The sequence below is a fragment of the Proteus penneri genome (assembly GCF_003144535.1).
Lineage (GTDB): Bacteria > Pseudomonadota > Gammaproteobacteria > Enterobacterales > Enterobacteriaceae > Proteus > Proteus penneri.
Genome location: NZ_PHFJ01000010.1, coordinates 59,162 through 71,420, shown reverse-complemented (window position 1 = coordinate 71,420; position 12,259 = coordinate 59,162). Strand labels below are relative to the sequence as shown.

The 12,259-nt window shown below is 40.6% G+C and carries 13 protein-coding genes and 1 pseudogene; 1 reads left to right on the top strand and 13 read right to left on the bottom strand.

The window, feature by feature from the left end:
• Positions 1 to 13: 13 nt before the first annotated feature.
• On the top strand, positions 14 to 460 hold the full coding sequence (locus tag CUB63_RS12420; RefSeq protein ID WP_109848153.1) for a hypothetical protein: 447 nt from the start codon (positions 14 to 16) through the stop codon (positions 458 to 460).
• Positions 461 to 568: 108 nt separating this feature from the next.
• On the opposite strand, the gene CUB63_RS12415 is transcribed toward CUB63_RS12420, so the two are convergent.
• From CUB63_RS12415 to CUB63_RS12355, 13 genes and pseudogenes are all read right to left on the bottom strand, one after another.
• Complete coding sequence (locus CUB63_RS12415; RefSeq protein WP_109848152.1) at positions 569 to 895, bottom strand: DMT family transporter; 327 nt, start codon at positions 893 to 895, stop codon at positions 569 to 571.
• Between the two features lie 80 nt (positions 896 to 975).
• Positions 976 to 1,392, bottom strand: coding sequence for a DMT family transporter (locus CUB63_RS12410; protein WP_006536318.1), 417 nt, complete (start codon positions 1,390 to 1,392; stop codon positions 976 to 978).
• Positions 1,393 to 1,427: 35 nt separating this feature from the next.
• On the bottom strand, positions 1,428 to 2,132 hold the full coding sequence (locus CUB63_RS12405) for a hypothetical protein (RefSeq protein ID WP_109848151.1): 705 nt from the start codon (positions 2,130 to 2,132) through the stop codon (positions 1,428 to 1,430).
• A gap of 17 nt (positions 2,133 to 2,149) precedes the next feature.
• On the bottom strand, positions 2,150 to 2,737 hold the full coding sequence (locus CUB63_RS12400) for a phosphate propanoyltransferase (RefSeq protein WP_373273826.1): 588 nt from the start codon (positions 2,735 to 2,737) through the stop codon (positions 2,150 to 2,152).
• Positions 2,738 to 2,793: 56 nt separating this feature from the next.
• Positions 2,794 to 3,285, bottom strand: a complete 492-nt coding sequence (locus CUB63_RS12395) for a BMC domain-containing protein (protein ID WP_109848150.1) — start codon at positions 3,283 to 3,285, stop codon at positions 2,794 to 2,796.
• Between the two features lie 13 nt (positions 3,286 to 3,298).
• Positions 3,299 to 4,251 (bottom strand): annotated as a pseudogene (cutD, locus tag CUB63_RS12390) (choline TMA-lyase-activating enzyme).
• Between the two features lie 100 nt (positions 4,252 to 4,351).
• Positions 4,352 to 7,780, bottom strand: coding sequence for a choline trimethylamine-lyase (cutC, locus tag CUB63_RS12385; RefSeq protein ID WP_109848149.1), 3,429 nt, complete (start codon positions 7,778 to 7,780; stop codon positions 4,352 to 4,354).
• A 56-nt stretch (positions 7,781 to 7,836) separates the two neighbouring features.
• Positions 7,837 to 8,985: a 1-propanol dehydrogenase PduQ gene (locus CUB63_RS12380; RefSeq protein ID WP_109848148.1), complete on the bottom strand. Its 1,149-nt coding sequence runs from the start codon at positions 8,983 to 8,985 to the stop codon at positions 7,837 to 7,839.
• Between the two features lie 7 nt (positions 8,986 to 8,992).
• Positions 8,993 to 9,256: a EutN/CcmL family microcompartment protein gene (locus CUB63_RS12375; protein ID WP_072064466.1), complete on the bottom strand. Its 264-nt coding sequence runs from the start codon at positions 9,254 to 9,256 to the stop codon at positions 8,993 to 8,995.
• A gap of 26 nt (positions 9,257 to 9,282) precedes the next feature.
• Entirely contained in the window at positions 9,283 to 10,950 is a 1,668-nt protein-coding gene (locus tag CUB63_RS12370) for an acetaldehyde dehydrogenase (acetylating) (protein ID WP_109848147.1), read from the bottom strand.
• Positions 10,951 to 11,023: 73 nt separating this feature from the next.
• Entirely contained in the window at positions 11,024 to 11,302 is a 279-nt protein-coding gene (locus CUB63_RS12365) for a BMC domain-containing protein (protein ID WP_006536328.1), read from the bottom strand.
• Positions 11,303 to 11,316: 14 nt separating this feature from the next.
• Positions 11,317 to 11,601 carry a BMC domain-containing protein gene (locus tag CUB63_RS12360; RefSeq protein ID WP_006536329.1) on the bottom strand — a complete coding sequence of 95 codons (285 nt, stop codon included), beginning with the start codon at positions 11,599 to 11,601 and terminating at the stop codon, positions 11,317 to 11,319.
• 20 nt (positions 11,602 to 11,621) lie between these two features.
• A complete protein-coding gene (locus tag CUB63_RS12355) occupies positions 11,622 to 11,900 on the bottom strand; it encodes a BMC domain-containing protein (RefSeq protein WP_004249182.1) in 279 nt (92 codons plus the stop codon).
• Between the last annotated feature and the right edge of the window lie 359 nt (positions 11,901 to 12,259).

The window sequence follows — 12,259 nt, the reverse complement described above, 5'->3', positions numbered from 1 at the left end:
AAGGAACAACATAATGAACAACTGCTACCTCTATATCCGTATTTGGGAAAATAAAATGATTATTCGTGATATAGAAACACACCGAGAAGTTGTCGAATTAGCGGAAACACCTTTTACAACACGCCGTTTATTAATAGGTAATATGATACCCGCTGGAAAAACGTTATGTACGGGCGTAAAACGTCTTTTCGCCCCTATTCCTTTATGGTGGCATATTCTCCCTCCTAACTACGTTGTTATAGTCCATCCCAAAAGTATGTTAGAAGATGGGCTATCTTCTGTAGAATCAAAAGCTTTTCGAGATCTTACTCAGTTCATTATACCTAAACGTAAAAAAGTGATGGCTTATGTCTGCTCACATCCAGATGATTTAACTGATGAGTTTATATTAGAGCTCATGCTTAATGACTCTAAATTTTTTGGCTCAAATAAAAAGAACAAAAGTAAAATTATTAACTAAAATCAGATTATCAAATTGATATATAATAATTTATATATTTAAAAATAAAAACACTGAGTCTATTTCACCTAACACTCAGTGTTTCTATTAAAAATAATTAATATGCAACTACATAGTAGAGAAGGTATTCATAATTATCCCGCCAGAGATAATCAATGCCATAGAGAATATGGCTGGTAAATCTGGTTTTTGCTTATATAAAATCATCGCCACTAAGGTCACACCGACAATACCAAATCCACACCATAGTGAATAAGCAACACCAACAGGGATATATCCCATTGCGCGTGTTAAGGCGAAATAACAAATACAGTAAGCAGCAATAACTAAAACAGAAGGGGCTAATTTACTAAAACCGTTGTTTTTTTTAATCATTGACGTACCAGTGATTTCAGAACCAATAGACAGCGCCAACCATAAGAATCCGGTAAACATAATTGTTATCCTTATTTGTTTTAATAAAATAACTATTATTAAAAATAGATTTATTAAAAAATATTTATCAAGAAATAGACTTATTTATTAACTGGCGATGCAGTTTGTTTAATATTAGAGGTTTCAGTTGTTTCTTCTTCCTCTTCTTCAGAACCCATTTTCGAGAAGAGATTCATAATCACAATACCACTGGCAATAACAGCCATACCGATTATGGCCGCAGTATCAGGATGTTGGCCATAAAATGCCATACCTAATGTTGATACAACTAATATGCCTGTACCAGACCATGTTGCGTAAGCTAAACCAACCGGAATATTTTTTACTGCACGCGATAATGAGTAATAACAAATAACATAAAGAACAACAATTAAGCCTAATAATAATGTTTTAGTGGTACCCTCACTATTATCAAACATTTTTAAGGTAGAGGTTGCTGAGGTTTCTGAAATAATAACCGCCAACATCCAAAGCCATGATTTTGCTTTTGGGGACATAATAAGACTCCTGAGTTATCAGATATAGTTTAATATTAATTTTTTAAGCTTTTTAAATATTCAATAGCAGAATCCGTCAATTTATCTTGCGATAAATGATATTCTCCAGGATTATTCATTACTTCATTTAAAGTAATATAGCGATTATTATTCTCTTGTTTAATTTCAGGTTTATGTTCAGGTTTAGCTTGATGGTTAATATCATGGTTTATTAAATTAGCTTCAACATTATTTATAGAATGAAACATAATCCCCATTGATTTTAATCGGCTAATATTTTCCTGAATAAGCAGGTTGTATTCTTTATTTTTATTTAAACCTAAAATCTCATTTAATTCACTTTCTGGTTGGCAAAAATAAGGTAATGCTATAATAGGAATATTTTTAGCAAGCGCAGAATGAATTAATTTCCCTTCTTCACTGATAAATAGACCATTAATAATCTCTCCCACCAGCTTTTTATCGAAATAAGGAATGAATAAAGCGTGATAAGAAGATAACGTATTAATATCAAACTCACCCGCGTTATACATTTCTCCTAGATGACGCCATTTCGACAAATCATGACTGACTTGTGCCTGTGCTGTGACAAAAAGAGAAAATCGAACATGAGAAAATGTGTTGATACGCTGACAGATTTCATCTTGGTATCCCGGTGCAGGTGTAAGTGCTAACAACACCGACTTTTTCATTCTTTTTTCTATTTCAGCCACTATCCTTTCAATTAACAGATGGTCCATTACGTCACCTCATTGTCTTAACTGACAATAAATACGCTATCGTTGTTACGAAGCCCTGCCGCATTGGCCTCATCAGTATCTATATGAAATTCTAAAGAAAACTTCTCACTGACACGAACAACGACTTCATCAAAAATCAGGCTACGCTCACCTTCTGTTTTTACATGTACCTTTTGACCATTCGTAACGTTTAACATTCTGGCATCAATTTCACTCATATGAATATGGCGTTGTGCGCAAATGACTTGTTCTTTTAATTCCACATGACCCGCAGGCCCCATTAAAACAGCATTGCCAGAACCAACTAAATCACCCGATTCACGTACTGGTGCTTTTATACCTAATGCAAAACAGTCAGCTTTTGAAATTTCTAATTGGCTTTGTGGACGAACTGGCCCTAAAACACGAACTTTACTGATCGAACCTTTAGATCCCACAACAATCACACACTCTTTTGCTGCAAACTGACCCGGTTGTTTCAGATCTTTAAACGGAGTGAGTTGATAACCTTTGCCAAATAATGCTTCAACATCTTGTTGTGAAAGATGCACATGTCGATTAGAAATACCAACAGGGATTGCCATTCCTTGCGTCTCTCCCGACATCACGCCGTGAACAGGCAAACGAGAGAGGATTTTTCCCATGAGTTGTTGATTAATCATTATTTTTTACCTTTACGGCCTTCTGGTTTGATCTCTTTCTTACTGCTTTGTACTTTGTCTGTCGTAGCTTTAGTTTCAGCGGCAATATTTTGAGCCTGTAAATCTGCAACAGCTTTTGCAGCCTCTAGCTTCTCAACGTCGTTTTTAACAGGGTCTTCAACGACTGCTTCAAGTGCGGTTTCTTGCACTTTTTCAGCAATAGCGGGCGATTTTTTCTTACTTTTTATTGTCAGTAATTTAGTAATAACGCTTGGCTCTGGTCTTGCAATAACCAACGAGCCAATAACCAGCTCTTTTTGGCTAACCACATCAACACCATGATCAACCGCCGTTCTTACTGCACTGATCTCGCCTTGAAAACAGATTGATACCAACCCAGAACCTACTTTTCGGTATCCAATAATTTCCACGTTTGCCGCTTTACAAGCCGCATCTGCCGCCTGAATGGCTGCGGTTAATCCTCGAGTTTCAATCACACCTAAACTGTTCATCTTTCTCTCCTACTTAATGACGGACAAGACGGATATCGAAATCAAATTTCTTAAAGAAGGCTTCTAAGCTATCTAGCTCTTCTGGCGTATAACTTGGATCGACTTTTATTGGATAGATCATCTCCAATTTTTCGTACTTATTACGTCCAAATTGGTGATAAGGAAGAATATCGATGCGCTGAAGATTACCGCGTTTTGAGAGTTCCATTGCATAGTTAATCGCACCAGTGATCGCATCATAAGAATCGTTATAACCTCGCACTAAAGGCATACGAATAACCACATTGGCACCGAGATCCATTAAACGCTCTAGATTACGGCGGACATTCTCATTACCAATACCAAACAACGCTTTATGCTGAGCAGTATCAATGTGTTTGATATCAATCAGAAATTGATCAACGACTTCCGCTAATTTTTCATAATTCGCCACGTTAGTGGTCGCTTGAGTCTCCACAGCGGTATTGATCATCATCTTTTTACATTCTCGTAAAAGCGCAACCGCGAAATCAGTTTGTAAACTCATTTCACCGCCACCGATTGTGACCCCCCCCCTCCAGAAGAGATGTAAAAGTCATAATCTTGCATGATGATTTTCATTAACTCAGAGACAGAAACATCTTTTCCCATAATATCAAGCGCATCAGAGATACAGACCTCTTCACATTTACGACAACCGATACAATCGACGCCACGATCAACACGGTGAACTTGCTTACCATTTTCATTGGTTGTCATGTAATGCACACCCGCAGGACAAACATCAACACATTTACCGCAATCTACACATTTGTCGTGAGAGTACATCACTTGAAATTCACTGCTGAGACCTTCTGGATTGGAACACCAAGGGCAGCGGATATTACAGCCTTTTAAGAAAACGAGAGTACGAATACCATCACCGTCATAAATAGAGTATTTCTGGATATTAAATATCCGACCTCTTGTTTCTGCCGCCGTCTCCATCTTTACGCCTCCAAATCTGCATCAAACATCCCTGTTCGATAAATTTAAATCTTATCTTGTCGATTAAAAGGGATAGCCTGCGCCATCCCTATGGCTATGATTAGAATTTCTCAATCACAGTACGACTGATAATTTCATCCTGAACTTCTTTACATAATTCAACGAAGTAAGCACTGTAGCCAGCAACACGGACAATTAAGTCACGGTATTTTTCAGGCTCTAATTGCGCTTTTTTCAGTACTTCATTATCAACATAGCTAAATTGCATCTGGCCGTTACCCAAAATGGAAGCCGTTCTTAATAAGGTAATTAAACCTTGACGACCTTCATTGGTATCTAACAATCCCTTCAGGAATTTGAAGTTATGAACCATACCAATATTCATGGTTTCAACATTCATTTTACTGATTGATTTAATAATCGCTGTTGGGCCATGTTTATCCGCGCCTTGCGTTGGACTGATCCCATCTGATAATGGTTTCCATGCCAAACGACCATTTGGTGTAGCCGCGGTTAACTCGCCAATTGGCGTATTATTAGAGATAGATAGCGTGCCATGACTGAATGTGGAGTAGAGCATCTTATATTTACGACATTCACGCTCAGTCCATTCCGTAATATCTAATGCATATTGGTCAACAACATCGTCATCGTTACCAAATTTCGGTGCATTTAAGCAGTCACGTAAAAGCTCATCATGACCTTCAAAATTGGCTAATAGACCGTCACGAATTTGTTCTAAGGTGTATTTTTTATCTTCATAAACTAACTTACGAATAGCAGCCATTGAGTCGACATAAGTCGCTAAACCGGAGAAGATCAGACCTGGACCATGGTTAACCATTGCACCACCTGCGGTCACGTCTTTACCTTGCTCCATACAGCCTTCAACCAACAGAGACATTAATGGTTTCGGTGCAACATCGCGGTGAACACGTTGGCTGATCACCGTACCAATTGCAGATAAACGAATGATATGTGCCACTTGTTCTTTTACAGCGCGATCAAAATCTTCATAAGTACGCAGGTCACGTAAATCACCTGTATCTAGACCTTGATAGCTATCAAACAACACCATACGACCGCGGTTTAATACAAACTCAATCGCAATAGGCCATTGGGTGTAACCCGTTGATGTCCATTGATAAATACGGCCTGATTTTTGTGGTTCAACACAACCCATCAAGCAGTAGTCACGCGCATCTTCAAAATCGAAGCCTTTACGCAACATCATCTTGATATGAGAATCATCGAAGTGACATGCCGGGAAGCCCATACCCGCTTTCACCACATCAACAATTTTTTCCATATATTGCTGTGGAGATTGGTTATGAATACGACATGCAAGTGATGGTTGATACACTTTCACAAAGCGCACAGCATCCATAATTAAGTAAGTTAAGTCGTTACATGCATCGCCACCAGAGCGTTTTTGTCCGCCAATGGTTAAGTTGATAAATGGCTGATAACCTGCGAAATATTTCGCACCTAACTCACTCGACATCCACATTAACTCAGCACATTTGATGATAAAGGCTTGCATCATTTCCAGTGCTTGTTCACGCGTTAAACGACCTGATTTGATGTCGTTTTCATACATTGGGAAGCAATATTGGTCTAAACGACCTAAAGAAAGGCCCGTTTGGTTCTCTTCAACTTCAAACAGTGACTCAACTGTCCAGATACTTTGCAGTGCTTCTTGCAGTGTTTTAGGCGGGTTAGCTGGTACGTTTTCGTTGACCTGAGCAATCGTCAGTAACTCTTCACGACGTTGAGGATTGCTCTCTTTTGATGCTAATTCACGCGCATGCTCTGCAATGCGGTGAGCGTAAGCAATCACACCTTCACAGCTTTCAATCGACGCTTTATAGAAGTAAATACGGTCAATATCCGCTGGATTTTCCATGCTTAATTCAGCTAATTTAGCTTGCGCATCAGCTTTAATACCGTTCATACCTTTGGTGAATAACAGAACGTCATAACCTGGGCAAGTATCGCCACCACCATTGATTTGGTGATAAGAAAGATCACTGACAAAGGTTTCACCACTAAATTCCCACACTCCCGCTTCGCGATATTGAGCTTCACAGATCTCATCTAAAGAGCGCCCTTCCCAAAATGGAACAATCTCTTCACGAATAACTTTTTTGTCTTCTTCTGAAATTTGGAATGGATCTTGTGGACGCGTACTCATAGTATCGAGTTCATCACGAACCCAACGCCATGCAATATCAGGAGAGAAAGCGCCAGCACGCGGTTTTCCACAAGGATGTCCAACAATTAGCTCTTCATCTTGAATTAAGATAGGTGCGGTTTCACATGCACGACGGAATGCTTTAGCGCGCAGTAAAATGGGTGGTAACCCTGGGTTATTACGGACAATTTCAGTAAATGCTAATGCTCTATAAATGGAGACACTTGGACGTGCTTCTAAATAGCGATTACGTAAACGTTGTAATCGAGGTGTTAAACCTTCCATTACTTTGAATTCGCCAGCATCCGCACTAGGTGCAACAAAGTTTGCAGAAGGTGCAGCGTATTGAGGCTGTGAATTCGCACGACCATTATATAAACGTACTTGCAGTGAACTGTGTAAGGTTGACAGATTAGCGCGAGCTGATAACAGCATCTCTGACAGTTCGTTAATACTGACACGTGGATCGTTGATATCAACACCTTGCGTCATTGCATCAAACATTGGATAACCATCAATTTCTTTGGTCGCACGTACTTCGGAAAGCTCTGCTAATTTCAGCCATACACTTTCAATAATTTCATACGCTTGTGCTTGTGTTAAACGACCTTGGTCTATATCACGTTGATAGAATGGATAAATTGCTTTATCAAATCCCATTGGATTAATGGCATAGCTACCATTTTCCAGATGTAAGACTAATTGCAGCAAATAGAATACTTGAACCGCTTCTTTAAAAGTTTCTGCGGGTTTTGCAGGGACTTTACGTAATATTGCTGCGCTATCTAATAATTCAGCTTTACGGTATGGATTACCTTCCATTGCGGCTAAATTTTCTGCTTTTGCAGATAGAATTTGTGCAAAATATAGTGCTGCATCACATGCATAAATCGCTGATTTACAGTAATTAGCTTCATCCATACTGCTACGATTTACGGCACTGCCAATGCTTCTAATTCTATCTTCAAGCTGTGCTTTGATTGCTAAGAAACCTTGGTTTACCACCAGCATGTAATCAGGTGATGCAACGCTATTGTTAATACTTAAGAAACGGTAGATAGAGTCGCTACGCACTTCTTCTTCAGTGTGGAAAATCGCGCCACGTGGTGTTGATGACTGGCTACCGATAATCAGTTCATCTTGTGCAATGTAGCTTGGAAAATGGCGGATAAACTCATAAAAACGTTGCGCAGGTTTTATCGCTTGAGGCACACCTGCAATGCTGTTGTCTAATGAGTCAAAAATGGTTGCACGCTCTGCGCTGATGGAGCTATTACGTGAAACTAAACGTTCTGCCAGCATTTTTACGCGTGGCGTCAAAGAATATTTGGCCATGTGAGGCTCTCCTGATGTTCTTTACTTGACCTAATCGGTATTAATTCGGTTGAGCATTAACTGTGTGATACACCGGCAAATGCCTGACGATACAATGTTTCTAATTGGTGTGTGTTTACGTCACGCGGATTTGTCGGCGTACAGCTATCTCGTAAAGCCTGTCCGACCATTTCCGTTAAACGGGCATAAAAGTCCACTTCACTGACACCGGTATCGCGAATACTCTTCGGCATACCCATTTCATCTTTCAATACATTAATAGCGACGATTAAACTGGTGACCCCTTCTCTTACCGTATTAGCCGGAAGTCCTAGGCTTTGAGCAAGATAGGCGTAACGTTTTGCTGCTTCGCTATTGCAATCGCCATGAAAATTCGCATTAAAAGCAATAACATGCGTCATCAATAACGCATTAGCTCGACCGTGAGGAACGTGGAAGACACCGCCTAATGCGTGAGCAAGACTGTGTGTAATACCCAACGAGGCGTTAGTAAATGCCATCCCCGCAATGCAAGATGCGTTATGCATTTTTTCACGAGCGAATAAGTTGTCGCCTTGATGATGGCAATCAATAAGATGACCAAACACTAACTTGACGGCTTTCTCTGCCATTGCATCAGAAAAATCAGAAGCAGCTTTAGAAACATACGCTTCTAGCGCATGGCAAAGCACATCCATTCCCGTATCAGCAGTAATTGCTGGCGGTACAGACTTCACCAACTCAGGATCGAGAATGGCGACATCAGGCAACATAAACTCATCAACCAAGACCAATTTTTCACTGCGTGATTTGATCACTGAAAAAGAGGTCACTTCCGAACCTGTACCACTGGTGGTAGGGATCGCAATAAATTGTGGTTTTGTTCTGTTGCTCTCTTTACGGGTATGCCAGAGGGAGTACATAACGGCTTTCGCGGCATCAATCACCGACCCACCACCGAGTGCGATAACCAAATCTGGATAATGGGCATCCATGATTTTCATACCACTCACAATGGCTGAAATATCAGGATCTGACGCAACATCATCGTAAACTTGGAACTCGATACCCCGTTGCAATAATTTATCGGTAACTTTATTTGCAAAGCCAAACTTCACCATTGCTTTATCTGTCACCACAAATGCGCGGCGGGCAGTTAACCCAGAGAGAAAATTCAGTGCATTGGTGCCAAACTGAATTTTGGGTTTTATCAGAAACTCACTCATGTCGTTATTACTCCTTACTGTCCCGATAAACCTTCTCAACAATGGCAACCACTGACATCGCTTTGTAACGTTCTTTGTTCAGTGCAAAGTATTCTTCAGCCAACACAATGTCGTTGATACCTGCACCTACACTGTCCACTGCAACATAGGTTTTGTTTTTCAGTGGATTAAGCTCATCATCTAAAGTGGCAATCATTAATAAATTGCTACCTTTAAGTTCTGGGCTTTTTTGTGTCGCTACTACGTGTCCGATTACCTTTGCGAGGATCATGGTTTATATCGCCTTATATCAATGAGTTATTTACTCAGACGTCCGAGAACTTCCTTGATAATGCGTTCCACGTTTTCTTCAGTAATATCACCTTGTTCAATCACTTGTTGCGCGCAAGCACTTACCGTTGTTGCATAAGGAGATGCACCAAAGCGATCATCACCTTGAGTTTGGCGTTGTGCCGTAGCACATTCAGCATGAACAGGGGTTAAAGAAGGTGAACGAAAACGGTCATCATCAAGAATGCTGGTCTGGTGATTTGCACTGGAAACAGAGCAAGCAGAAACAGCAGATTGAGCAGCTTCTTGTGCTAAAGGACAAGGTTGTTTTAACTCTTCGACGGTACGCACGCCATAACCTACTTTACGAATATTCAGTAAGTTCATTGGGCCGACATTGTCAGAGCTAGAACCGCCACCTACAGCCCCACAGCCTAAGGTTAACGCTGGAGTAATATTAGTGGTTGCACCGATGCCGCCTAATGCCGCAGGGGTATTAATCAGAATACGGTTGACCGGTTTTTCTAGAGAGAACTGACGAATAACATCTTCATTTTTGGTATGAATAACTAAGGTATGACCTAAACCTTCATTAGTCAGTAATTGCACCACGCGATCGCACGCTGATTTCCAATCTTCTTCGATATACATTCCTAAGATTGGGCATAATTTTTCGCGTGAATACGGATTTTTAGGTGAAACGGTATCTTGTAATGCGATTAATACACGCGTATTTGCTGGTACACTAAAACCTGCACGCTGACTTAAATAAATCGCATCTTTACCCACGACGGCTGGGTTAATTGTGCCGTTAGCACGCAGTAACATTGAAGCCACTTTAGTTGCTTCTTCGTCATTCATAAAGTAAGCACCTTGCGCTAACAGCTCGCGGTGAACTTCGTTATAAATGCAACGCTCAACGATAATGGATTGCTCTGATGCACAGATAACTCCATTGTCGAATGTTTTACTAGTGATGATATCACTCACTGCTTTTTTGATATCAGCACTGCGTTCGATAAAAGCAGGACCATTACCTGGGCCACCACTGATGGTTGGCGTACCTGATGCATAAGCGGCACGCACCATACCTTCACCACCCGTCGCTAAAATTAATGACACATCTTTGCTGTGCATTAATTCTTTTGTTGCTTCCAGTGTCAGTAATGTCACACCATCAACAATACCTGCTGGTGCGCCAGCCTCTAAAGCTGCTTTTTTAACAATTTCTAACGCACGGAAACTGCACTGTTTTGCATTTGGATGCGGAGAGAAAATAATCGCATTACCTGCTTTCAGTGCAATTAGGGTTTTATAGATAATGGTTGATGTTGGGTTAGTTGAAGGGACTAACGCCGTGATAACACCTAAAGGCACGCCAACATCCATGACTTTTTTCACTTTATCGTCATTGATAATGCCAACGGTCTTCATGTCTTTCATATGTTCATACACACGCAATGACGCGAAGGTATTTTTCAGAACTTTGTCTTCCCACTTACCAAAGCCTGTCTCTTCGTTTGCCATTTTTGCCAGCTCTTCTGCGTGACGAGCCGCTTCAAATGCAATGTGTTTTACAATACTGTCGATTTTTTCCTGCGAAAATTTAGCATAAACAAGTTGTGCATTTTTCGCGTTGCGAACTAGCTCACGAGCCAGTTGTCTGGATTGCAAATCTTTATCTAATGCAACCATGTTTTCCCCCATACAGGAGTTAAAAAATTTAGCTGAATAACGTATTTCTTTGCTTTACAGCACGCCTGAATAATTAGGCTTTATGCTGTTGTGCGATTTTCTCGATATCGTTATGCGGTCTTGCAATAACACGAGAAGTCACCACGGTGCCGATACGTTTTGCCGCTTCAACACCTGACTCAACCGCTGCATTGACTGCACCGACATCGCCTTTCACCATTGCTGTCACTAAACCTGAACCGACGTTTTCATAACCAATCAGTTCAACATTGGCTGCTTTGCACATTGCATCAGCAGCTTCAATGCAAGCGACAAGACCTTTGGTTTCAACTAGACCTAGTGCTTCTTTCATATTTATTTCCTTCGTTATTCAGTCACTTTGTACTGGGCAACGATTTTTTGAATATCGTTATGTGGACGAGCGATGACTAATGAAGTCACAACAGTACCAACACGTTGAGCAGCTTCTAAGCCAGATTCCACAGCGGCTTTAACGGCACCTACATCACCTTTCACCATTGCAGTCACTAAACCTGAACCCACATTTTCGTAGCCGATTAACTCAACATTTGCCGCTTTACACATCGCGTCTGCAGCTTCAATACAAGCCACCAGCCCTTGAGTTTCAATAAGTCCTAATGCATCACCCATACGTTCTCCTAAGGCAAAAACTATGCCTTGTGTTTGATAACAATCTTGTTGATGTCATTGTGAGGACGAGCAATCACGAGCGATGTAACAACTTCACCCACGCGTTGTGCTGACTCCACACCTGAATCTACTGCAGCTTTCACTGCGCCTACGTCGCCTTTCACCATCGCAGTCACGAGACCTGAACCCACATTTTCATAGCCAATAAGTTCAACGTTCGCGGCTTTACACATAGCGTCAGCGGCTTCAATACATGCCACCAGACCTTTGGTTTCGATCAGACCTAATGCATCACCCATTTTCATTTCCTCCGAGAAGCCGTTTAACGGTTTACGTTTGCCCATTGTGTCTGCGTGGTGATTTTTTAAACGCAGACGTTGGTTTCAAAATCACTATAACGCGGAAAAACAAAAACAAAATATAAATCCATGATGTTGCAACATATAGAATTTAACTCTGGGATTTAGTGTTTTTTATCTCTCTATTTATCGTTCTATGCTGTTAATTTGTTTTTTTCATCGTTATAAATTTACCCATTCTCATAAAAGATAGATTAAAAAACAGGCAAATTAACTTTGTTAGGAGGATGTTTAAAAGGTGCAAAAAGCCAGTACATATCGGTGGGAAAGATGTGCGGAATATCACTGATAATTCAACG

Coding starts and splice junctions, on each gene's coding strand:
- CUB63_RS12420 (WP_109848153.1), top strand. CDS start 14: ATGAACAACTGCTACCTCTATATCCGTATTTGGGAAAATAAAATGATT.
- CUB63_RS12415 (WP_109848152.1), bottom strand. CDS start 895: ATGTTTACCGGATTCTTATGGTTGGCGCTGTCTATTGGTTCTGAAATC.
- CUB63_RS12410 (WP_006536318.1), bottom strand. CDS start 1,392: ATGTCCCCAAAAGCAAAATCATGGCTTTGGATGTTGGCGGTTATTATT.
- CUB63_RS12405 (WP_109848151.1), bottom strand. CDS start 2,132: ATGGACCATCTGTTAATTGAAAGGATAGTGGCTGAAATAGAAAAAAGA.
- CUB63_RS12400 (WP_373273826.1), bottom strand. CDS start 2,737: ATGTCGGGAGAGACGCAAGGAATGGCAATCCCTGTTGGTATTTCTAAT.
- CUB63_RS12395 (WP_109848150.1), bottom strand. CDS start 3,285: ATGAACAGTTTAGGTGTGATTGAAACTCGAGGATTAACCGCAGCCATT.
- cutC (WP_109848149.1), bottom strand. CDS start 7,780: ATGGCCAAATATTCTTTGACGCCACGCGTAAAAATGCTGGCAGAACGT.
- CUB63_RS12380 (WP_109848148.1), bottom strand. CDS start 8,985: ATGAGTGAGTTTCTGATAAAACCCAAAATTCAGTTTGGCACCAATGCA.
- CUB63_RS12375 (WP_072064466.1), bottom strand. CDS start 9,256: ATGATCCTCGCAAAGGTAATCGGACACGTAGTAGCGACACAAAAAAGC.
- CUB63_RS12370 (WP_109848147.1), bottom strand. CDS start 10,950: ATGGTTGCATTAGATAAAGATTTGCAATCCAGACAACTGGCTCGTGAG.
- CUB63_RS12365 (WP_006536328.1), bottom strand. CDS start 11,302: ATGAAAGAAGCACTAGGTCTAGTTGAAACCAAAGGTCTTGTCGCTTGC.
- CUB63_RS12360 (WP_006536329.1), bottom strand. CDS start 11,601: ATGGGTGATGCATTAGGACTTATTGAAACTCAAGGGCTGGTGGCTTGT.
- CUB63_RS12355 (WP_004249182.1), bottom strand. CDS start 11,900: ATGGGTGATGCATTAGGTCTGATCGAAACCAAAGGTCTGGTGGCATGT.